The sequence below is a fragment of the Mycobacterium sp. genome (genome assembly GCF_035314665.1).
Classification (GTDB): Bacteria; Actinomycetota; Actinomycetes; order Mycobacteriales; family Mycobacteriaceae; genus Mycobacterium.
This window is the reverse complement of record NZ_DATFZD010000032.1, coordinates 1-21,507: the sequence shown is the minus strand read 5'-3', so window position 1 is coordinate 21,507 and position 21,507 is coordinate 1. Positions and strand designations below refer to the sequence as shown.

Here is a 21,507-nt window from a genome sequence, read left to right as displayed (position 1 = left end):
AGAGGCCGGCTGGAGCCGACCGGCAGCCTGGCAAAGCCGGGCGCACCGGGTCGGCGACCAGACAGCTCGAGCCGGTTAGAGTCGCAGCATGAGCAACCCGGGATCGGGTTCGCGCACATCCGAGCGATCCCGAGTGCTGACGTGGGCTCTGTGGGACACCGGTGCGGCCGGCCTGAGCGCGATCGTGGTGACCTTCGTGTTCTCGGTTTATCTGACCGGCAGCGTCGGTCAGGGGTTGCCCGGCGGAGTGCCCCCGGCGAGTTGGCTGGGTCGCGCGTTGGCTGTCGCCGGGTTGACTATCGCGGTGCTGGCTCCGCTGATCGGCGTGTGGGTGGAGGATCCGCACCGGCGGCGCGTGGCGCTGACCGCGCTGACCGGCCTGGCGGTGGCGCTGACGTGCACGATGAGCCTGATCCGTGAGCGTCCGGAGTATTTGTTTCCGGGATTGGCGCTATTGGCGGCGACCGCGGCGTGCGGCGATCTGGCCAGCGTTCCGTACAACGCGATGCTGCGTCAGCTTTCGACGCCGGAAAACTCCGGCCGGATCTCGGGTTATGGCTTGGCGGCGGGGTTTAGCGGCAGCGTCATGTTGCTGCTGGTGGTCTACTTCGGCTTCATCTCCGGCAAGGGCGCTACCCGCGGGTTGCTGCACCTGCCGGCCGGCGACGGCATGAACGTCCGGATGGCGATGCTGTTTGCCGCGGGGTGGTTGGCGGTGTTCGCGCTGCCGCTGCTGCTGACCGCGCATCGGCTGCCTTCCGTTGGCGAGGTGGCCCGCCCGCGGGGGGTTCTGCTGGGCGGTTACCGCAAGTTGTGGACGGAGCTGGTTGCCGAATGGCGCCGGGATCGCAATTTGGTGTACTTCCTGCTGGCCGCCGCGGTATTTCGGGATGGGCTGGCCGGCCTGTTCACCTTCGGCGGCGTGCTGGGTGTCAACGTGTATGGGATCTCACCGGCCGATGTGCTGATATTCGGAGTGGCCGCGAGCATGGTGGCGGCGTTCGGGGCTGTGGTCGGCGGGTTTGTCGACGACCGGATCGGATCCAAGCCGGTGATCGTCGTATCGCTGGTCAGCATCATCGCCTTCGGTCTCACCATGATGGTCTTGTCCGGCCCCCGCGCGTTCTGGCTCACCGGACTGCTGTTGTGTCTGTTCATCGGGCCGGCGCAGGCTTCGGCGCGCACGCTGCTGCTCAGGATGTCCAGAGACGGCAAGGAAGGTGTGGCCTTCGGCCTCTACACGATGACCGGGCGTGCGGTGTCGTTCTTGGCGCCGTGGCTGTTTTCGGTCTTCGTCGATGTGTTCGGAGCGGTTCGTGCCGGCATGGGTGGCCTGTGTCTGGTCATGGCTGTGGGGCTGCTGGGCATGCTGACGGTGCGTGCTCCGCGCGGAAGCTTCGCGACCAGCGTGGGTTGACCGGATCAGCCCGACCCGTTGCAGATGGTCAGGCCGACGCCGCTGCGCTCGTTGACCTCGACACCGTCCACGGTCACCGAGCAGGTGACGTCGTGGCCGATATTGATGATCGTGATGTTGGCCGCCCGGCCACCCGACGCCGGCAGACTGACTTCCTTGCTCCACGGCAACGCGACGTTGAATTCGGTTTGCATCATTCCGTCGTTGTCCACGTAGGTGATGCTGATCGCGCGGCCTTCGCCGGTGACGTTGTACTCCACGGTCTGCATCGCGCTCGCGTTGGGCGGCGGGCCGGATCCTGTGTTGCTCGGCTCGGACGCGGTGGCGGACGGCGAGGGCGGCGTCGGTGCGGTTGACGTCGGGTTTGACGAACTCGGCATCGCCGGCAGCGGCGACACCGCGGTTTGCTTCCCCCCTGTGCCGTTCGCGATCACCAGCGCGATGACCAATGCGGCAACCAGCAGCACCGCCACGGCAGCGGCAATCCACAACCAGCGCGGTGCTTTCGGTCGCCCGGGTGGACGTTCTTCCGTTGCTTGGTACGGCGGAGGCTGGCCGTGCAGCCAATACTGGGGAATCTTGTCGGTCGGGTGGGTTGCGTTCGCGTTGGGTGTCGGGCCGGGGTAAGTCGGGGGCGGATAGAACAACTGTCCGCTGTAGGCCGGGTCGACGTACTGCGGATAAGGCTGACGTATTCGTCGGGTTTCCTCGGTCCCATCTTGAGCTGAACGAGTGTGCTCGGACCGACGTGGATCGTTCATGCCCACCTCATGGCTGCAGGGTACCTGCAGCACGACGCCCGCTGCCGAGACTCCGCTGAGCGTCCGGGATCCGTATAGGCCGTCAGGTTGTCAGACCGCTGAGAGGCGAAGCGCCGCCGGTGCGCTTTCGGGCACGATCGGGCTGCGCGGCCGAACCGGCGCAATCCGCTGGTACGTGGAGCCGAGCGGAGGACGTGGGTCGGGTTCGCCCTTGTTGGGCCAGAGCGCGACCGCCCGTTCCGACAGCGCGGTGATGGTGAGCGCGGGATTGACGCCCAGGTTGGCCGTGATCGTCGACCCGTCGATGATGTGCAGGCCCGGATACCCGTATAGCCGCTGATACGCATCGACGACACCGGTGGTGGGTGAATCTCCGATGGGGCAGCCGCCGATGAAATGCGCGGTGGTCGGGCGGTTGAAGACGTCGAAGTACCAGCCGTGAGGGTCACCATCGATCTTTGCGGCAGCACGTCGGGCGATGTCATTGGCGACCGGAATCCAGTTCGGATTTGGCGCGCCTACCCCCTGTCGGGAGGCCATCTTCGCGCCGAAAAGGCCGCGTTTGAGGTAGGTGGTCAGCGAATTGTTCAAATCCTGCATCACAAGCAGGGATATTGATCTCTCCGAGGCTCGCAGAACGTTGAACGAACGGGCGAATGCAGCCGGATGGCGCAGATTCGTCAGCACCCATTTGGCGAGGCGGTGTCGGTCGCCGTCGACCAGGGTGGTGGTCAGTAGGAATCCCCAGTTGCTGCCCTTGCCGACGCGGAACGCTTCGATATGGGTGTTCGCGTCGGGGTGGATCGATGACGTCCCGGCCACACCCTGGGCCAGATCCGTGCGGGTTCGCGAGGTCGCGATCAGGTCCACCTCCGAGTTGGTCCGCGTAAGCTCACCCAACCGCGCCGATATCCGGGTTAAGGAACCGTTGGCCCGCAAGCGATGGAGCAGATTTTGGGTGCCGAGCGCGGCGGCCGAGAACACGACCTGATCGGCGCTCCAGGTCCGGTGTTGTTTGCGAACCCACCGTCCAGTGTGGACGGTTTCAACCTGGTATCCGCCGGCACGCGATTCACGGACGTCGACGACGGTCGTAATCGGGTGAACCTGCGCGCCCGCCTTTTCCGCGAGGTACAGGTAGTTTCGGTCGAGCGTGTTCTTGGCATTGTGCGGGCATCCATTGATGCAGCGCCCACAGAAGATGCAGCCGGCACGGTCTGGTCCGATGCCGCCGAAGTAGGGGTCGGGAACCGTCTTGCCGGGCTCGCCGAAGAATGAGCCCACCTGGGTCGGGTGAAACGTGTCGGCGACGCCCAGATCTTTCGCGATCGACTTGAAGATGTCATCTGTGGGGGTCAACCTCGGATTGGTCGCGACGCCGAGCGTTCGTTTGGCCTGGTCGTAATACGGCGCTAATTCGGCCTTCCAGTCCGTGATCGAGGCCCATTGAGGATCGTTGTAGAACTGGTTCGTGGGTTCGTAGAGGACGTTGCCGTAGATCAGCGAACCGCCACCCACGCCCGCAGCAGACTGAATAACGACATTCTTCAAAACGGTGAGCTGCAGCGGGCCAAAGAGGCCGAAACGGGGCTGCCACATGGTCTCCCGCAAAGGCACACTATCCGGCGGGTAGTCCTGCGGCCGCCAGCGCGCACCCTGCTCGAGCACGCCGACGCGATATCCCTTCTCGCTCAGGCGAAGAGCGGTAACCGAGCCGCCGAAACCCGATCCGATCACGATCACGTCATAGTCGGGACTCATCGAAGTCCTCTCGCAAGCTGCATGAAGGCCATCGATCGACAGCGATCGAGCGTTAGCAGGCTGACGCTGAGAGTAAGCCTCCGAACCGGCCGCGCACACGAAAATCGCGCGCGTGACTAGTCAGGAAGCGCCGACGGTCAACGCAGCAAGCGTCATCGCTCGCAACACCGCCCGAGACCTCGCCGCTCTGCCGTCAGAAGGCTTCAAGCTGTGTGGGGTCGAGTTGAGCAGCCCGAACACCGCGTGCGCCATCAACCGCGCGTCGGCCTCGGCAAGCCCGGGCTCGCGCTCGCGCAGAACGCTCACCCACACCTCCACATACTGGCGCTGCGCCCGTCGCACCTGGCGTTCGGCTGCCGCCGGCAGATGGGCGAGGTCGCGGTCCTGAATGCGGATGAGATCCGGCTCACCCAGCACGAAGTCGAGGTGGAAGTCGATCAACCCGTCGAGCGCCGCGTCGGCGCCGGCCTCGCGGGAACGGACACCGCGCGCGCCGGCCAGCAAGCGAGTGCTGATGCCGACCAGCAACTCGACCAGAAGCGATTCCTTGTTGGGGAAGTGCCGGTAGATCGCCGGGCCGCTGACTCCCGCCGCGGCGCCGATGTCTTCGAGCCGTACCGCCAGAAATCCGCGCTCGGCAAACAGCCGCTCCGCCGCCGACAGCAGCTGCATGCGCCGGTCCGATTTGCGTCGAGTGCGGCGATTGGGTGTCGCGGCGCGGCGGTCGCGATTACCAGGGTCAGCCGGCGCGGACACCGCCATGACGGCCTCCCTGGGCAACTCGTGCTGGACACTTCGGTTAATCGCCACTAACGTATCACGAGTTAGTGATCATTAACCGAAATTGGCGTGCACTCGATGACCTCTCCGGCGGAAAACCGCGACGCGCACCGCGCGCTTGTCGCGCGGCTGCGTGAGAAGCTGGCCGCGGCCGCGCTGGGTGGCCCGGAACGAGCCCGCACCCGCCACGTCGACCGCGGCAAACTGCTGCCCCGTGACCGGGTCGACGGCCTGCTCGATCCCGGCAGTCCGCTACTTGAAATCGCTCCGCTTGCCGCCGACGGGATGTACGACGGCGAATGCCCGGGGGCCAGCATCATTACCGGTATCGGCCGGATCTCTGGTCGTGAATGCATGATCGTGGCCAACGACGCCACGGTCAAAGGCGGTACCTACTACCCGATTACGGTCAAAAAACACCTGCGTGCTCAGGAGATCGCCGGACAGAATCGGCTGCCCTGCATCTATCTCGTCGACTCCGGCGGCGCCTTCCTGCCCCGTCAAGACGAAGTGTTTCCGGACCGCGAGCATTTCGGGCGGATCTTCTACAACCAAGCCAAGCTCAGCTCCGAGGGCATCCCGCAGATCGCGGCGGTGCTGGGATCCTGCACGGCCGGCGGCGCGTACGTGCCGGCGATGAGCGATGAAGCGGTGATCGTCCGCAATCAGGGCACCATCTTCCTGGGCGGTCCGCCGTTGGTGAAGGCCGCGACCGGAGAGGTGGTATCCGCGGAGGATCTCGGCGGCGGCGACCTGCACTCCAAGATCTCCGGCGTCACCGATCATCTCGCGCACGACGACCGCGACGCGTTGAGCATCATCCGGCGGATCGTCTCGACCCTGGGCCCGCGCGAACCACGCACCTGGGATCTGCGGCCGACCGTGGATCCGATTGCCGACCAAACCGAGCTCTACGACGTGGTCCCGGTCGATCCGCGGATACCCTACGACGTACACAACGTCATCACCCGGCTGGTCGACGGCGGCGAATTTGCCGAATTCAAAGCCGAATACGGCAGCACGCTGGTCACCGGATTCGCGCACATCCATGGCCGCCCGGTCGGCATCGTCGCCAACAACGGCGTGCTGTTTTCCGAATCCGCACTCAAGGGTGCGCATTTCATCGAGCTGTGCGACAAGCGGCTGGTGCCGTTGTTGTTCTTGCAGAACATTTCCGGGTTCATGGTCGGCCGCGACTACGAGGCCGGCGGTATCGCCAAAAATGGCGCCAAGATGGTGACCGCGGTGGCGTGCGCACGAGTGCCCAAGCTCACGGTCGTGATCGGCGGATCCTACGGAGCGGGCAACTACTCGATGTGCGGGCGGGCGTATTCGCCGCGCTTCCTGTGGATGTGGCCCAACGCCCGAATCTCGGTCATGGGTGGTGAGCAGGCGGCGTCGGTACTGGCGACGGTACGCGTGGAGATGACGGCCGACGAGGAAGAAGCGTTCAAGGCCCCGATCCGTGCACAGTACGAGCACCAGGGCAACCCGTACTATTCGACGGCCCGGCTTTGGGACGACGGCGTGATCGATCCCGCCGACACCAGAACGGTTGTCGGTCTTGCGCTTTCGGTTGTGGCGAATGCACCCGTCGAGCCGGTTTCCTACGGCGTCTTCAGGATGTGATGTAGTGGGATTCGATACTGTTCTGGTCGCCAACCGGGGTGAGATCGCCGTCCGGGTGATCCGGACACTGAAGGCGATGGGCATCCGGTCGGTGGCCGTCTACAGCGACGCCGACGCGACTGCGCGCCACGTCGCCGCCGCGGATATCGCGGTCGCGATCGGTCCGGCGCCGGCGCGTGACAGCTACCTCAACATCCCCGCGGTCGTCGATGCGGCCGTGCGGACCGGAGCCCAGGGCGTCCACCCGGGCTACGGATTTCTCTCGGAGAACGCTGATTTCGCGGCTGCGCTGGTGTCGGCGGGGGTGACGTTCATTGGTCCGCCGGTCGGCGCGATTCAAACCATGGGCGACAAGATCGCCGCCAAGGGCACGGTATCGGCGTTCGGCGTGCCAGTCGTTCCCGGTATCGCACGGCCGGGGCTCACCGACGAAGAGTTGATCGCGGCCGCCGAGCAGATCGGCTACCCGGTGCTGGTCAAACCGTCCGCCGGTGGCGGCGGCAAGGGCATGCGCATGGTCGAGCGGCCGGCTGATCTGCCCGCCGCGCTGGTCAGCGCCCGCCGGGAATCGGCGGCCGCGTTCGGCGACGATACGTTGTTCCTTGAGCGATTCGTGTTGCGCCCCAGGCATATCGAGGTGCAGGTGCTCGCCGATGCTTACGGCAATGTGGTGCACCTCGGTGAGCGCGAGTGCAGCCTGCAGCGGCGACACCAGAAGGTCATCGAAGAGGCACCGTCACCGCTGCTGGATCCCGCGACGCGGGCCCGGATCGGCGCCGCGGCATGCGATACCGCCCGAAGCGTGGATTACACCGGGGCCGGCACGGTGGAGTTCATCGTCTCGGCTGACCGGCCCGACGAGTTCTTTTTCATGGAGATGAACACCCGGCTGCAGGTCGAGCACCCGGTCACCGAGATGGTGACGGGCTGGGATCTGGTGGAATGGCAAGTCCGGATCGCCGCGGGGGAGAAGCTGACCGTGAGTCAGGCCGATATTGTCTCGCACGGTCACGCGATTGAAGCGCGTGTCTACGCCGAGGACCCTGCGAGCGGCTTCCTGCCCACCGGCGGCGATGTGCTGGCGGTGGTGGAGCCGGACGGGGCAGGTGTGCGAGTCGATTCGGGCCTGTCCGCTGGGATGGTCGTCGGGAGCGATTACGACCCGATGCTGGCTAAGGTGGTTGCGCATGGCGCGGATCGGGCGGCGGCGTTGCGCGGCCTCGATAGGGCTCTGGCGGACACCGCGGTGCTCGGTGTGGTCACCAACGTCGAGTTCGCCCGGTTCCTGCTGGCCGACCCCGACGTCGCCGCGGGCCGGCTCGACACCGGGCTGTTGGACCGGCGGGCCGGGGATTTCGTCGCCGCGGCGCCTACCGACGAACAGTTCATCGCCGCGGCGGCCTGCCAGTGGTTGCGGCTTTTCCCGGCGCCGGGCGCCGACCTGTGGGAAGTGCCCTCCGGGTGGCGCGTCGGGGCCAGGGCGCCGGTAAGCATCCGGCTGCGCGCCGGACAACGCACCGACCACGTCCACATCACGGGCACGCCGGGATCGGCCGCCGTCCGCATCGAGGATGGCGAATCCCTTTTGCTGCAGGCCGATTTAACCGGCAATCGCCTCACGGTGACGCTGGACGGCCTGCGTAGCCAGTACACCGTCGCCGCCGCTGACAGCAAGATCTGGCTGGCCGGCGGCGGCCGCACCGCGGTGCTCGAGGAGGTTCGGGAAGCACCCGTTCGTCCGGACGAAGAGCAAAGCGGCGACGCCGAATTGACCAGCCCGATGCCGGGGGCGGTCGTCGCGGTCGGAGTCGACGACGGTGCGGAAGTCGAAGCCGGAACCGTGATCGTCACGGTCGAGGCGATGAAAATGGAGCACGCGCTGACGGCACCCGTCGACGGGGTGGTCGAACTTCTGGTCGCCGCTGGCGACCAGGTCAAGGTGGGCCAGCAACTGGCCCGGATTACCATGAGCAGCAATGCATTACAAGCAACAGAGGATAGCGCCAATGACTGACTTCCTGTCTACCGGGATGCTCCCGGACGAGTACCAACAGCTGGCCAAGACGGTCCGTGACTTCGCCCAGAGTGTCGTCGCGCCGGTGGCCGCGCAGCACGACGCCGAGCACTCGTTTCCTTACGAGGTGGTCGCCGGGATGGCTGAGATGGGACTGTTCGGTCTGCCCTTCCCTGAGGAGTTCGGCGGAATGGGCGGCGACTACTTCGCCCTGTGCCTGGCGCTGGAGGAATTGGGCAAGGTCGATCAAAGTGTGGCCATCACACTCGAGGCCGGCGTCTCGTTGGGCGCTATGCCCGTGTACCGGTTCGGCACCGATGCGCAGAAGCAGGAATGGTTGCCGCAGTTGGCAAGTGGGCGATCGCTGGGTGCCTTCGGGCTGACCGAGGCCGGCGGCGGCAGCGATGCCGGCGCAACCAAGACCACCGCGCATCTCGACGATGGCCATTGGGTGATCAACGGGTCCAAGCAGTTCATCACCAACTCCGGCACCGACATCACCAAGCTGGTGACGGTGACCGCGGTAACCGGCGAGCAGGACGGCAAGAAGGAGATTTCTTCGATCCTGATTCCGGTACCAACGGCAGGGTTCACCGTGGAGCCGGCCTACGACAAGGTCGGCTGGAAGGCCTCGGACACCCATCCGCTCAGCTTCGACGACGTGCGCGTGCCCGAAGAGAATCTGCTCGGCGAACGCGGTCGCGGGTATGCCAACTTCCTGCGCATTCTCGACGAGGGCCGCATCGCGATCGCCGCACTGTCCACCGGAGCTGCGCAGGGTTGCGTCGACGAGAGCGTCAAGTACGCAAAGGAACGCGAAGCCTTCGGTCAACCCATCGGCCGGTATCAGTCCATCGCATTCATGATCGCCCGGATGGAGGCTCGAGCCCACACCGCTCGTACCGCCTATTACGACGCCGCGGCGCTGATGCTGGCCGGTAAGCCGTTTAAGAAGCAGGCGGCGATCGCGAAATTGGTGGCCAGCGAGGCGGCCATGGACAACGCGCGCGATGCCACCCAAATCCACGGTGGCTACGGCTTTATCAACGAATTCACCGTCGCCCGGCACTACCGGGACAGCAAGATCCTGGAGATCGGTGAGGGCACCAGCGAAGTGCAGTTGATGCTGATCGCGCGGGAGGTGGGGCTGTGACTGAGACGAACGGCGAGCATCCCGTCAAGACGGTAATCCAGCGCGGCTTGTGGTTCGAAGAATTCGAAACCGGTGTGCGGTACCTGCATCGCCCGGGTCGGACCATTACCGAGGCCGACAACGTGTTGTTCACCACGTTGACCATGAATACCCAAGCGCTGCATCTGGATGCCGCGTTCTCCGACGCGCTGCCACCGTTCAATCAGCGATTGGTGAACTCGATGTTCACCCTGTCGACCCTGGTCGGATTGTCGGTCGCGCAACTGACCCAGGGCACCATCGTGGGCAATCTCGGCTTTTCCGAGATCGCGTTCCCTAAACCGTTGTTCCACGGCGACACGCTGTACGCGGAGACCGTCATCACCGAGAAGCGAGCATCGAAGAGTCGTCCCGGAGAAGGCGTCGTGACGTTCGCGCATACCGGTCGCAATCAGCACGGTGACGTGGTCGCCACCGCGAGCCGCAAGACCCTGGTGCGGATGCGGCCACCGGAGGCCGCTGACGGGGTGGCCTGATGGGCCTGCAAAATCCCGGGCCGGCATGGCTTTTCTGCCCGGCGGACCGTCCAGAGCGCTACGAAAAAGCCGCTGCTGCAGCAGATATCGTGATCCTCGACCTCGAGGACGGCTGTGCCGCCGCCGACCGGCCTGCTGCCCGCGAAGCGCTGGTCGACGTCCAACTCGATCCGGCCCACACTGTGGTGCGCGTCAATCAGTTCGGCACCGCCGATCAGCAGCTCGACCTTGCGGCTCTGGCGCGCACGCGCTACGACACCATCATGCTGCCCAAATGCGAAGCGGCCGAACAGGTTAGCGCGCTGGCGCCGTTGCACGTCATCGTCCTGGTCGAATCGCCGATGGGAGCGCTCGCCGTCACCGACACCGTCCGGGTGGACAACGCGATCGCGGTGATGTGGGGTGCCGAGGACTTGTTCGCGGTGCTTGGCGGTACCGCGAATCGCTACCCCGACGGGACATACCGCGAGGTGGCTCGCCACGTCCGTTCACAATCCCTGCTGGCCGCCAAGGCACACGGCCGCCTCGCGCTGGACTCGGTCTACCTCGACATCAAGAACCTGGACGGGCTGCGCACCGAAGTCGACGACGCGGTCGCGGTGGGCTTCGACGCGAAGGTTGCCATCCACCCCAGCCAGGTGCCCGTGATACGGGCAGGCTACGCACCGTCGACGGACCAGGTGCAGTGGGCGCGACACGTTCTCGCCGCGGCCGCCGATGAACGCGGTGTCTTCGCATTCGAGGGCATAATGGTGGATGCGCCTGTATTGCGGCGAGCCGAGCGGATTGTCCAGCTGGCGACTGACACCCGCTCGTAGCAGCCCGCTCTGACCCGCCGCACACCTGCGCCGGTCGTTGGTTGGAGGCGGTATGACAGAAGCTGCTCTCACGCCGATAACTGTCGACCTCGAGCCGATCCAACTCGTCGCCCCGGACGGGACACCAACCGCAGAAGTCCGTTACAGCCGCGAGCTTCCGGCGGAGACCCTGTGCTGGCTCTACGAGATGATGGCGGTCACCCGCGATGTGGACGCCGAATTCGTCAACTTGCAACGGCAGGGTGAATTAGCGCTGTTCGCGTCGTGCTGCGGCCAAGAGGCGGCACAGGTCGGTGCGGCGGCCTGCCTGCGCAAGACCGACTGGCTGTTTCCCCAGTACCGCGAATTGGGCGTATACCTTGTGCGCGGCATCCCGCCCGGCCATGTCGGTGCCGCCTGGCGCGGAACATGGCATGGCGGACTGGATTTCACCAACAAGTGCTGCGCCCCGATGTCGATTCCGATCGGCACCCAGACGCTGCACGCCGTCGGCGCGGCCATGGCCGCCCAGCGGCTCGGCGAGGACTCGATGACGGTGGCCTTTCTCGGTGACGGCGCCACCAGCGAGGGCGACGTGCACGAGGCGCTGAACTTCGCGGCGGTGTTCAAAGCCCCGTGTGTGTTTTACGTGCAGAACAACCAGTGGGCGATCTCCGTGCCGCTGCACGAACAAACCGCGGCACCGTCCATCGCGCACAAGGCGATCGGGTATGGAATGCCCGGCATACGAGTAGACGGAAACGATGTACTGGCGTGTTACGCGGTGATGGCCGAGGCCGCCGCCCGGGCCAGAGCGGGCGGCGGCCCGACACTGATCGAGGCGATCACCTACCGGCTTGGCCCGCACACCACGTCGGACGATCCGACGCGATACCGCAGCCAGGAGGAACTGGACCGCTGGCAGATGCTGGACCCGATTCCGCGCTACCGGACGTATCTGGACGGCCGAGGCTTGTGGTCGCAGCGGCTGGAACACCGCGTCGCCGCGCGCTGCAAGCGGCTCCGGGCCGACCTGCGTGACGCGGTGTTCGCGGCGCCCGATATCGACATCGACGAGGTCTTCACCGCGGTATACGCCGAAATGACGCCCGGTCTCGAAGCGCAACGCCAGCAGTTGCGCGCTGAAATCCGCCGGGAGGTGTAATGACCCAGATCGCCGAACCCCCAACCCAACCCACTGCAGAACTGTTCACCGCTACGCCGATGACCATGGTACAGGCGCTCAACCGGGCACTGCACGATGCGATGGCCGGCGACGACCGGGTGTTGGTTTTCGGCGAGGACGTGGCGACGCTGGGCGGCGTTTTCCGGGTCACCGAGGGACTGACCGCGACATTCGGTACGGACCGCTGCTTTGACACCCCGCTGGCCGAGTCGGCGGTGATCGGCATCGCCGTCGGATTAGCGCTGCGTGGCTTCGTGCCGGTGGCCGAGATCCAGTTCGACGGATTCTCCTATCCCGCCTTCGATCAGGTGGTCAGCCACCTGGCGAAGTACCGAACCCGCACTCGCGGGGAAATCAACATGGCGGTCACCGTCCGGATACCGTCGTTCGGCGGTATCGGTGCGGTCGAGCATCATTCGGAATCCACTGAGTCCTACTGGGCGCATACTGCAGGCCTGAAGGTCGTTGTTCCGTCCACACCGTCCGACGCGTACTGGCTACTGCGCCACGCTATCGCCTGTCCGGACCCGGTGATGTTCCTCGAGCCCAAGCGACGCTACTGGGGTCGCGAAGTCGTCGACACCGCCCGGCCCGGGCTTCCGATCGGGCAGGCCGCGGTGCGCCGGGCGGGTACCGATGTCACCGTGCTGACCTACGGCGGCCTGGTGGGTACCGCATTGTCGGCCGCTGAAATAGCTGCTCGCGAACATGATTGGAGTCTCGAAGTCGTTGACCTGCGGTCGCTGGTCCCGCTGGATTTCGATACCGTGGCCGCGTCGATCCGCCGCACCGGGCGGTGTGTGGTGTTGCACGAGGGGCCGCGGAGCCTGGGCTACGGCGCGGGCCTGGCCGCTCGCATCCAGGAAGAGCTGTTCTACGAACTCGAAGCACCGGTGTTGCGCGCCTGCGGGTTTGACACCCCTTACCCGCCGGCGCGGCTGGAGAAGTTGTGGCTGCCCGGTCCCGATCGGCTTCTGGATTGCGTTGAGCGCGTGCTGGAGCAGCCGTGAGCCCTGACGATCGTGACCGCGTCAAGGATTTCGTCGTGCCCGATCTCGGCGAGGGCCTCGAAGAGGTGACGCTGTCCTGCTGGCGCGTCGCGGTCGGTGACGACGTCGAACTCAACCAACCGTTGTGCTCGGTGGAGACCGCCAAGGCCGAAGTCGAGATCCCCAGCCCGTATGCAGGCCGCATCGTGGAATTACGCGGGGCCGAAGGCGATGTGCTGGCGGTCGGCTCGCTGCTGGTCCGGATCGACACCATGCCCGGCGTGGCCACCGCATCCAACGGTTCGTCGTCCAACCGGAAGCCTGTTCTCGTCGGATATGGCGCCGATGACGCGCTGGACACCAGTCGGCGACGTCCGAAAGCCAAACCGTCCGTGCGGAAACTGGCCGCCGAGTTGTTGGTGGATCTGGGCACCGTGCCGCCGGGCCCGGACGGCTTGGTCAGTCGGGAAGCCGTGCTGGCAGCCGCGGGAGTCGGCGCCGAGCGGGCCGGCGTGTCATACGACGTGTTGCCGGTGCGCGGGGTGCACGCTCATATGGCGGAGCGGATGACATTGTCGCGCAGCAACATTCCCGATGCCCATGCGAGCGTGCAGGTCGACTGCACCGCCCTGATGCGACTTCGTGACGAAGTCATCACCCCGTTCGTGCTCACGCTGCGGTTTCTGGTAATCGCATTGACGCACAACAAGATTCTCAACTCCACGTGGGTTGACGGCCCGGACGGCCCGCAGGTGCACTCCCATCACGCGATCCACCTGGGTTTCGCCGTCGCCGCGCCCCGCGGTCTGCTGGTCCCGGTGGTCACCGACGCGCAGGACAAGACCACCCGCGAACTCGCCGGATGCGTCGCGCGGCTGATTCGCGAAGCCCGTGCGGGCACCCTGAAATCGGCCGAGCTTGCGGGTTCGACATTCACCGTGTCGAATTTCGGGGCGCTCGGACTCGATGACGGGGTGCCGGTGATCAATTACCCGGAGGCCGCGATCCTCGGCATGGGGTCTCTCAAACCGCGGCCCGTGGTCCTCGACGACGCGGTTGTCATACGTCCGCAGATGACCCTGACCTGTGTGTTCGACCACCGGGTCGCCGACGGCGCCAACGTGGCGCAGTTTTTGGGGGAGTTGCGCCGGCTGATCGAATCGCCGGAGACGGCGCTGCTCGATCTGTAGCGGCCGCGGTTACTTGCGTCGCGCCGCCGCCAGCCGGGCGGCGAACTCCGGCGACAGGATCGAGGTGGCCTGCGGCCCGAGTTCGATGTCCTTGGCGAGTTCGTGCTGCTCGGCGTCGACCGATCCGGGGCTGGCCGTGGCGCGCATGGTGGCCTTCGTGGCGAGCACGACCTCGCGGGGGGCGGCCGCGGGCCCGGCCGCCAATTCCAACGCCGCCGCGACCGGGTCGTCGGCGATGCTCAGCGCCAGCCCATGCCGCACAGCGGATTCGGCATCGAAGCGCATACCGAACAGCAGGGCCGCGCGGGCCACCTGTGGTCCGACCGCGCGCTGCAGCATCCACGTCGCGCCGCCGCCCGGATGCAGACCCAACTTCTGAAAGCGCGCGTCGAACAATGCGTTCGGCCCGGCGATGCGCACATCGGCGGCCAGCGCCAAGTTCAGACCTGCCCCGACCGCCGGGCCGTTGACGGCGGCGATCGTCGGCAGCGTGCACTTGCCGACCGCCATGAACCCGTCGTAGATCCGTTGCAGTCCCTGCTCGGCGGCACCGCCCAACGCACTCAGGTCGGCGCCCGCGCAGAACGCTTTGCCGGCGCCGGTGACGACGACGGCGTGCACGTCGGGATCGGCCTCGGCCCGTTCCACTGCCGCGCGCAGCTGCCCCGATATCTCCGGGGTGACGGCGTTGCGCCGGTCGGGGTCGTTGACGGTGATCAGCGCGACATGGTTGTCGACGCTGAACAAGGCCAGATCTTGCATCGGGCACCTCCGCTGATTCGCCGCCGACGCGCCGATTCCAAACGCTGAAACGATCCAGATCCGCAGACAGACCCTGATCTGCGCCCCCGGCAGGACTCGAACCTGCGACCACAAGATTAGAAGTCATGTGCTCTGTCCAGCTGAGCTACGGGGGCTGGAGACTCCTAAGCCCAGGTCAGTGTAGCCAACGACACACGGGGTGGACGGCCGGCGCGCAACGCCGAGAGAAATGTCCTTGGGAGGAACAGTGATTCGGCTAGTGTGAGGCCCGCCACACACGTACGCTACCGGCTGCGTGTGCTCAACGACGAGGAGTGGCAGAGCATGACGGTAGCCATAGGGGGCCGATACTCGCGGGCCAGCGCCGAGATGCTGCGGCACGGCCTGCAGCTGGCGGCCGCGCCGGTCGATGCTTACCGCACCGGCTCGCTGCTTCTCCGCGGTTCGCCGACGGTCGTGCGCTTTGTGGCCGAATGGCTGTCGGCCGAATTTCCCCCGCACGTGGTCACCGGGCATGCCTTGTCCGGGGTAACGCCGCTGTCGGTCGGCCGTGTTGCCTCGGGCTGGGCGGCCCAGCGGGCCGACCGGATCCTCACTACTGCGCTGGCGGACGCCCTTGGGCCGCAATATGGCAAAAAGGTCCGTCATCCGATCACCGAGGACCCCGCGTGCGCGCGCCGCGCGGGTCTGCTGCAGGCAACCGGGCATCGCCGCCGTTACGCCGCGCAGACGTCGGATATCCCGTATGGCCCAGACGGTCGTGACCACCTGCTGGACATCTGGCGTCATCCCGCCGTGAAGGCGGGTGAGCGGGCGCCGGTGCTGTTGCAGATCCCGGGCGGAGCTTGGGTCGTCAACGGTAAACGGCCTCAGGCATATCCGCTGATGGGCCGGATGGCCGAACTGGGCTGGATCTGCGTGTCCATCGACTACTCCAAGAGCCCGCGCAACGCGTGGCCTTCACACATCATCGACGTCAAACGGGCTTTGGCCTGGGTCCGTGACAACATCAGCGACTACGGCGGCGACCCCGATTTCATCGCGGTCACGGGCGGCTCCGCCGGCGGACACCTGGCCTCGCTGGCCGCTCTCACCGCTAACGACGAGCGGCTGCAGCCCGGCTTCGAGGATGCCGACACCACGGTTCAGGCGGCGGCGCCATATTACGGCGTCTACGACCTGACAGACGTCAAAAAAATGCACGAAATGATGCTGCCTTTTCTCGAGCATTTCGTTATGCAAGCGCGCTACGCCGACCAGCCTGAACTGTTCGAATCGGCGTCACCGATTTCGCACGTGCATCGCAAGGCTCCGCCGTTCTTTGTGTTGCACGGCGAGAGTGATTCGGTGATTCCCAGTGTGCAGGCGCAGACCTTTTGCGCCGCGCTCCGCCAGGCTGGGGCCCCTACCGTGTGCCACGCCGAGCTTCCCAATGCTCACCACGCCTTCGACATGTTCGCCACGATCCGATCCCGACTGGCTGCGGATGCTGTCGCCGACTTTCTTGGTGTCGTTTACGCACGATATCTCCGCTCGCGATCGGCGGTTTTACGCAGACGCGCCAAACCGGCCAGCTGAATTGTTCGGTGCGCAACCGGCTGCATATTTCCAATTCGGCAGCCCGCCAGGGTAATTGGTGGGCTATCGCGAATACGTTTAAGCTGGCGTTCTGATCCGCACATTCGGCTACCGTCACCGCGCCAACCGGGCTAGCGTTGGAGTGGCCGACGGCGCAACGCTGGGCCTTGGCAAAGCGTATGGGCGCGTCGAGTAGCGGGCGCGGTGACAGGACGGAGGAGTGCCGGTGGCTGAGACGGTCGACGCGGCCGGATTGCCCGCGGCGCTGGGGCCGGTCGATTACCTCTTGCACCGCGGAGAGGCCAACCCGCGTACCCGCTCGGGCATCATCGCGTTGGAAATCCTCGACACCACCCCGGACTGGGACCGCTTCCTGAGCCGCTTTGAGAATGCGTCCCGACGCGTGTTGCGGTTACGGCAAAAGGTGGTTGTGCCGACCTTGCCGACGGCAGCGCCACGCTGGGTGGTCGATCCCGACTTCAACCTGGACTTCCACGTGCGCAGGATGCGGGTCGCCGAACCAGGCTCGCTGAGGCAGGTATTCGACCTGGCCGAGGTGATGGTGCAGTCGCCGCTCGACATCGCCCGACCGCTGTGGACGGCCACCCTGATCGAGGGTCTCGCCGACGGCAAGGCGGCGACGTTGCTGCACCTGTCCCACGCCGTCACTGATGGTGTCGGCAGTGTGGAGATGTTCGCTCAGATCTACGACCTCGAACGGGATGCGCCGCCCCAGCCGGCGACTGCGCAACCCATTCCGCAAGACCTCTCGGCCAACGACTTGATGCGCGAAGGGTTCAACCACCTGCCCGCCAACGTCGTAGGTGGGGTCTTGGGCGCGCTGTCGGGAGTCGTATCGACGGTCGGGCGGGCGGTGCTCAACCCCGGGGGGGCGATGGCGGGTGTGGTCGACTACGCGCGCTCGGGAGTGCGGGTCGTCAGCCGAGCCGCCGAACCGTCGCCGCTGCTTCGTCGCCGTAGCCTGGCCACCCGCAGCGAAGCGCTTGACATCCCGCTGGCCGACTTGCACCGGGCGGCAAAAGCGGGTGGAGGCTCGATCAACGACGCCTACCTGGCCGGCTTGTGCGGTGCGCTAGGGCGCTACCACCAGGCACTCGGGGTCCCGATCGCCACGCTGCCGATGGCGGTGCCGGTCAGCCTGCGCGCCGAATCCGACGCCGCTGGCGGCAACCGGTTCACCGGTGTCAACCTGGCGGCCCCGATCGGTACGGCTGATCCGATAGCTCGCATGCAGAAGATCCGCGCGCAGATGACCCAGCGCCGCGACGAACCCGCAATGGACATTATCGGTTCCATCGCACCAGTGCTGAGTGTGTTGCCGGGGCCGCTGTTGGAGTCGGTGACCGGTTCGGTAGTCGGCTCTGACGTGCAAGCCAGCAACGTTCCGGTCTACCCCGGCGACACCTACCTCGTCGGCGCAAAGATATTGCGGCAGTACGGTATTGGTCCGCTGCCGGGCGTGGCGATGATGGTCGTGCTGATATCGAGGGGCGGCTGCTGCACCATCACCACGCGCTACGACCGCGCCGCGGTGCGCGACGAGGCGCTGTGGGCCCGTTGCCTGCTCGAGGGTTTCGACGAGATCCTCGCGCTGGCCGGTGATCCCGCCATCCACGCGGTACCCGCATCCTTCGCCGCCGAGCCGTCGAGCCGGCCTAATCGATCGGTGTCCGGATCATGACCGATTCTGAGGAGCGCCAGGCGCGGAAACCGGCGCGTGATCTCCGACTGCCGGGGTCGGTCGCCGAAATCATGGCCAGCCCGCCCGGACCCAAGATCGGCGCCTTCTTCGATTTGGACGGCACCCTGGTGGCCGGCTTCACCGCGGTCATCCTCACGCAGGAGCGGCTGCGCCGACGGGACATGGGTGTCGGCGAGCTGTTCAGCATGGTTACCGCCGGCCTCAACCACCAGCTTGGCCGGATCGAGTTCGAAGAACTGATCGGCAAGGCCGCCGGTGCGCTGGCCGGACGCGCGTTGAGCGATCTGGAAGAGATCGGCGAGCGACTGTTCAACCAGAAGATCGAGTCACGGATCTACCCGGAGATGCGCGAGTTGGTCCGCGCCCACCTGGCTCGTGGCCACACCGTGGTGCTGAGTTCGTCGGCGCTGACGATTCAGGTCGGCCCGGTGGCCCGCTTCCTCGGCATCATCAACACGCTCACCAACAAGTTCGAGACCAACGAGGACGGCAGCCTAACCGGTGATGTGCTCAGGCCGATCCTCTGGGGACCGGGCAAGGCCGCCGCGGTTCAGAAGTTCGCTGCCGAGAACGGTATCGACCTCAAGGACAGCTACTTCTACGCCGACGGCGACGAAGATGTCGCGCTGATGTATCTGGTCGGCAATCCGCGGCCGACCAATCCGGAAGGCAAGATGGCCGCGGTCGCTCGCCGCCGCGGCTGGCCGATCCTGCGGTTCACCAGCCGCGGCGGCGGTGGTATCGGCTCGCAGCTGCGAACGCTTGCCGGCTTCGGCTCGTTCGTTCCGGTGGCCGCCGGCGCAGTGGGTATCGGACTGCTGACCCGCAGCCGTCGCCGTGGGGTGAACTTCTTCACCTCCACCTGGTCGCAGCTGTTGTTGGCCGCCAGCGGCGTGAACCTCAATGTGATCGGCGCGGAGAATCTAAAGGCACAACGCCCGGCGGTATTCATCTTCAACCACCGCAACCAGGCCGACCCGGTCATCGTCGGCGCGCTAATCCGCGACAACTGGGTTGCGGTGGGCAAGAAGGAACTTGAAAGCGATCCGGTCATGGGCACGCTCGGCAAGGTGCTGGATTCCGTTTTCATCGACCGGGATAACCCGACCGCGGCAATCGAGTCACTGCACCAGGTCGAAGAGCGTGCCAGGCAAGGGCTTTCGATCATGATTGCTCCCGAGGGCACCCGGCTGGACACCACCAGTGTCGGTCCGTTCAAGAAGGGGCCGTTCCGGATGGCGATGGCGGTGGGGATACCGATCGTGCCGATCGTGATCCGCAACGCCGAGATCATCGCCGCGCGCAACTCCACCACGATGAATCCCGGCACGGTGGATGTCGCTGTGTTCCCGCCGATCCCGGTCACCGATTGGACACTGGACACGCTGCCGGATCGGATCGCCGAGGTCCGCCAACTGTATGTGGACACGTTGGCCGACTGGCCGGTCGACGAGCTGCCCGAAATCGGCCCGTATCGCCGCGAAAAGAATGGGGCGCCGAAAAAGGCTCCGCGAAAAGCCGCGAGCAAGCCGGCCAAGGCCACGACAGCGAAGGCCACCGCAGCGAAGGCCGGAGCCGCCAAGGCAACGGCAGCGAAGGCTACGCCGGCGAAGGCCACACCAGCAAAGGCCGCGAAAAAGGCCCAGCCTAAAACCTCGGCGAGCAAGGTCACCAAGGCCCAGCCGGGTACGCCTCGGCCGAGGGGACGATCGTGACCAGATCGACCGCGGATACCGGGAGCTTCACCACCACCGACGACACGTTGGTGTTAGCGTCGTCGTCCTCGCCGGTGGAATCGGAACTGCTCGCGAAATGGTTGGAGCAGCAGCGTGCTCGGCACCCGGAGACCAAGCTCGAGGTGTTGCCATTGCCGGCGAAGGATTCTCCGCCCGCGGTTGTTTCACAACTGGTCGACCAGCTCGAGTCGGACGAGGACCGGTCGATCGTGCCGGTGCGGGTCTTCTGGATGCCGCAGGCCGACGCGTCGGCATTAAGCCGGGTGGCGGCGCTGCTGCCCGGACGAAATCCCTACCAGCCCACCGAGCGGCGGCAGCGCCACATCCTGCGCGCTGACCCCTCACGCGCTCAGGTGGTGGCCGGCGAATCGGCCAAGGTATCCGAACTTCGCCAGCAATGGCGAGACCTCACGGTTGGCGAAAACCCCCGGGACTTCGCGCATTTCGTCACCCGCCGAGCGCTGCTGGCGATGGAACGCGCCGAGTACCGAATCCTCGGACCGCAATACAAATCTCCGCGACTGATTCGGCCGGAGATCCTGGCGTCCGCACGATTTCGGGCCGGCTTGGAAAAGATTCCGGGGGCCACCGTCGAGAAGGCTGGCGAGATGCTCGACGAACTCGCCACCGGGTGGAGCCGAGTTTCCGTCGACCTTGTCTCCGTCCTGGGCAGGATGCTCAGCCGGGGATTCGACCGCGAAATCGACTACGACGAGTACCAGGTAGCAGCGCTGCGCACCGCGCTGGAAGCCCACCCGGCGGTGCTGCTGTTCTCCCACCGCTCCTACATCGACGGCGCGGTGGTGCCGGTGGCGATGCAGGAGAACCGGCTCCCACCGGTGCACGTGTTCGCCGGCATCAACCTGTCGTTCGGTGTGATGGGACCGCTGCTGCGCCGCTCCGGCGTCATCTTCATCCGCCGCAACATCGCCGGCGACCCGCTCTACAAGTACGTCCTGCGCGAATACGTCGGCTACATCGTCGAGAAACGGTTCAACCTCAGCTGGTCCATCGAGGGCACCCGCTCGCGTACCGGAAAGATGCTGCCGCCCAAGCTGGGTCTGCTGTCCTATGTGGCCGACGCCTATCTGGACGGCCGCAGCGAAGACATCCTGCTGCAGCCGGTGTCGATCGGCTTCGATCAGCTCCACGAGACCGCCGAGTACGCCGCCTACGCCCGCGGTGGCGAGAAGACGCCCGAGGGCATCATGTGGTTGTACAACTTCATCAGGGCGCAGGGCGAGCGCAACTACGGCAAGATCTATGTCCGCTTCCCCGAGGCGGTCTCGATGCGGCAGTACCTCGGTCCGCCGCATGGTCCGCTGGCCCAGGATCCGGACGCCAAACGGCTTGCGCTGCAGAAGATGTCGTTCGAGGTCGCGTGGCGAATCCTGCAGGCGACGCCGGTGACGGCGACGGGGTTGGTCTGTGCGTTGCTGCTCACCACCCACGGTGCGGCATTGACGCTCGAGCAGCTGCACCACACGTTGCAGGACTCGCTCGACTATCTCGAGCG

General features: G+C 65.9%; 17 protein-coding genes and 1 tRNA gene. 13 read left to right on the top strand and 5 right to left on the bottom strand.

What is annotated here, in order from left to right:
* The first annotated feature begins 88 nt into the window (after positions 1-88).
* Positions 89-1,417, top strand: a complete 1,329-nt coding sequence (locus tag VKI00_RS02165; protein WP_324434961.1) for an MFS transporter — start codon at positions 89-91, stop codon at positions 1,415-1,417.
* 5 nt (positions 1,418-1,422) lie between these two features.
* Here the strand turns inward: VKI00_RS02165 and VKI00_RS02160 are convergent, their stop codons facing one another.
* The 3 genes from VKI00_RS02160 to VKI00_RS02150 all read right to left on the bottom strand — a co-directional run bounded on the left by VKI00_RS02160 (position 1,423) and on the right by VKI00_RS02150 (position 4,701).
* Positions 1,423-2,178 carry an MmpS family transport accessory protein gene (locus VKI00_RS02160; protein WP_324434960.1) on the bottom strand — a complete coding sequence of 252 codons (756 nt, stop codon included), beginning with the start codon at positions 2,176-2,178 and terminating at the stop codon, positions 1,423-1,425.
* Positions 2,179-2,268: 90 nt separating this feature from the next.
* A complete protein-coding gene (locus VKI00_RS02155) occupies positions 2,269-3,939 on the bottom strand; it encodes a GMC family oxidoreductase (protein WP_324434959.1) in 1,671 nt (556 codons plus the stop codon).
* 120 nt (positions 3,940-4,059) lie between these two features.
* Positions 4,060-4,701 carry a TetR/AcrR family transcriptional regulator gene (locus tag VKI00_RS02150; protein ID WP_324434958.1) on the bottom strand — a complete coding sequence of 214 codons (642 nt, stop codon included), beginning with the start codon at positions 4,699-4,701 and terminating at the stop codon, positions 4,060-4,062.
* 96 nt (positions 4,702-4,797) lie between these two features.
* Between VKI00_RS02150 and VKI00_RS02145 the strand changes: the two genes are divergently transcribed.
* From VKI00_RS02145 to VKI00_RS02110, 8 genes are read left to right on the top strand one after another with little or no spacing between them, the layout of a single operon-like run.
* A complete protein-coding gene (locus VKI00_RS02145) occupies positions 4,798-6,348 on the top strand; it encodes a carboxyl transferase domain-containing protein (protein WP_324434955.1) in 1,551 nt (516 codons plus the stop codon).
* Entirely contained in the window at positions 6,305-8,362 is a 2,058-nt protein-coding gene (locus VKI00_RS02140) for an acetyl/propionyl/methylcrotonyl-CoA carboxylase subunit alpha (RefSeq protein WP_324434953.1), read from the top strand. The genes VKI00_RS02145 and VKI00_RS02140 overlap by 44 nt, the downstream gene beginning before the upstream one ends.
* Positions 8,355-9,515 (top strand): acyl-CoA dehydrogenase family protein, encoded by a 1,161-nt coding sequence (locus VKI00_RS02135; RefSeq protein ID WP_324434951.1) that lies wholly within the window; start codon positions 8,355-8,357, stop codon positions 9,513-9,515. The genes VKI00_RS02140 and VKI00_RS02135 overlap by 8 nt, the downstream gene beginning before the upstream one ends.
* Positions 9,512-10,030, top strand: coding sequence for a MaoC family dehydratase (locus tag VKI00_RS02130; RefSeq protein WP_324434949.1), 519 nt, complete (start codon positions 9,512-9,514; stop codon positions 10,028-10,030). The genes VKI00_RS02135 and VKI00_RS02130 overlap by 4 nt, the downstream gene beginning before the upstream one ends.
* A complete protein-coding gene (locus VKI00_RS02125) occupies positions 10,030-10,848 on the top strand; it encodes a CoA ester lyase (RefSeq protein ID WP_324434947.1) in 819 nt (272 codons plus the stop codon). The genes VKI00_RS02130 and VKI00_RS02125 overlap by 1 nt, the downstream gene beginning before the upstream one ends.
* A gap of 52 nt (positions 10,849-10,900) precedes the next feature.
* Positions 10,901-11,992, top strand: coding sequence for a pyruvate dehydrogenase (acetyl-transferring) E1 component subunit alpha (gene pdhA, locus VKI00_RS02120; protein WP_324434945.1), 1,092 nt, complete (start codon positions 10,901-10,903; stop codon positions 11,990-11,992).
* Complete coding sequence (gene bkdB / locus VKI00_RS02115) at positions 11,992-13,023, top strand: 3-methyl-2-oxobutanoate dehydrogenase subunit beta (protein ID WP_324434943.1); 1,032 nt, start codon at positions 11,992-11,994, stop codon at positions 13,021-13,023. Before pdhA ends, bkdB begins: the two co-directional genes overlap by 1 nt.
* Positions 13,020-14,192, top strand: a complete 1,173-nt coding sequence (locus VKI00_RS02110) for a dihydrolipoamide acetyltransferase family protein (protein WP_324434941.1) — start codon at positions 13,020-13,022, stop codon at positions 14,190-14,192. Before bkdB ends, VKI00_RS02110 begins: the two co-directional genes overlap by 4 nt.
* 9 nt (positions 14,193-14,201) lie before the next feature.
* On the opposite strand, the gene VKI00_RS02105 is transcribed toward VKI00_RS02110, so the two are convergent.
* Together VKI00_RS02105 and VKI00_RS02100 are read right to left on the bottom strand one after the other, a co-directional pair.
* Positions 14,202-14,954 carry an enoyl-CoA hydratase gene (locus tag VKI00_RS02105; protein WP_324434939.1) on the bottom strand — a complete coding sequence of 251 codons (753 nt, stop codon included), beginning with the start codon at positions 14,952-14,954 and terminating at the stop codon, positions 14,202-14,204.
* Positions 14,955-15,035: 81 nt separating this feature from the next.
* Positions 15,036-15,109: transfer RNA gene (locus tag VKI00_RS02100), tRNA-Arg, on the bottom strand.
* A 169-nt stretch (positions 15,110-15,278) separates the two neighbouring features.
* On the opposite strand from VKI00_RS02100, the gene VKI00_RS02095 reads away from it, so the two are divergent.
* The 4 genes from VKI00_RS02095 to VKI00_RS02080 form a co-directional block, all read left to right on the top strand.
* Positions 15,279-16,532 (top strand): alpha/beta hydrolase, encoded by a 1,254-nt coding sequence (locus VKI00_RS02095; RefSeq protein ID WP_324434937.1) that lies wholly within the window; start codon positions 15,279-15,281, stop codon positions 16,530-16,532.
* A 226-nt stretch (positions 16,533-16,758) separates the two neighbouring features.
* Positions 16,759-18,234 carry a wax ester/triacylglycerol synthase family O-acyltransferase gene (locus VKI00_RS02090; protein WP_324434935.1) on the top strand — a complete coding sequence of 492 codons (1,476 nt, stop codon included), beginning with the start codon at positions 16,759-16,761 and terminating at the stop codon, positions 18,232-18,234.
* Complete coding sequence (locus tag VKI00_RS02085) at positions 18,231-19,970, top strand: HAD-IB family hydrolase/lysophospholipid acyltransferase family protein (RefSeq protein ID WP_324434933.1); 1,740 nt, start codon at positions 18,231-18,233, stop codon at positions 19,968-19,970. The genes VKI00_RS02090 and VKI00_RS02085 overlap by 4 nt, the downstream gene beginning before the upstream one ends.
* Positions 19,967-21,507, top strand: a 1,541-nt coding sequence (locus VKI00_RS02080) for a glycerol-3-phosphate 1-O-acyltransferase (RefSeq protein WP_324434931.1), incomplete at its 3' end; no start/stop codon positions are given. The genes VKI00_RS02085 and VKI00_RS02080, both read left to right, overlap by 4 nt.

Coding starts and splice junctions, on each gene's coding strand:
- VKI00_RS02165 (WP_324434961.1), top strand. CDS start 89: ATGAGCAACCCGGGATCGGGTTCGCGCACATCCGAGCGATCCCGAGTG.
- VKI00_RS02160 (WP_324434960.1), bottom strand. CDS start 2,178: ATGAACGATCCACGTCGGTCCGAGCACACTCGTTCAGCTCAAGATGGG.
- VKI00_RS02155 (WP_324434959.1), bottom strand. CDS start 3,939: ATGAGTCCCGACTATGACGTGATCGTGATCGGATCGGGTTTCGGCGGC.
- VKI00_RS02150 (WP_324434958.1), bottom strand. CDS start 4,701: ATGGCGGTGTCCGCGCCGGCTGACCCTGGTAATCGCGACCGCCGCGCC.
- VKI00_RS02145 (WP_324434955.1), top strand. CDS start 4,798: ATGACCTCTCCGGCGGAAAACCGCGACGCGCACCGCGCGCTTGTCGCG.
- VKI00_RS02140 (WP_324434953.1), top strand. CDS start 6,305: ATGCACCCGTCGAGCCGGTTTCCTACGGCGTCTTCAGGATGTGATGTA.
- VKI00_RS02135 (WP_324434951.1), top strand. CDS start 8,355: ATGACTGACTTCCTGTCTACCGGGATGCTCCCGGACGAGTACCAACAG.
- VKI00_RS02125 (WP_324434947.1), top strand. CDS start 10,030: ATGGGCCTGCAAAATCCCGGGCCGGCATGGCTTTTCTGCCCGGCGGAC.
- pdhA (WP_324434945.1), top strand. CDS start 10,901: ATGACAGAAGCTGCTCTCACGCCGATAACTGTCGACCTCGAGCCGATC.
- bkdB (WP_324434943.1), top strand. CDS start 11,992: ATGACCCAGATCGCCGAACCCCCAACCCAACCCACTGCAGAACTGTTC.
- VKI00_RS02105 (WP_324434939.1), bottom strand. CDS start 14,954: ATGCAAGATCTGGCCTTGTTCAGCGTCGACAACCATGTCGCGCTGATC.
- VKI00_RS02095 (WP_324434937.1), top strand. CDS start 15,279: ATGACGGTAGCCATAGGGGGCCGATACTCGCGGGCCAGCGCCGAGATG.
- VKI00_RS02085 (WP_324434933.1), top strand. CDS start 18,231: ATGACCGATTCTGAGGAGCGCCAGGCGCGGAAACCGGCGCGTGATCTC.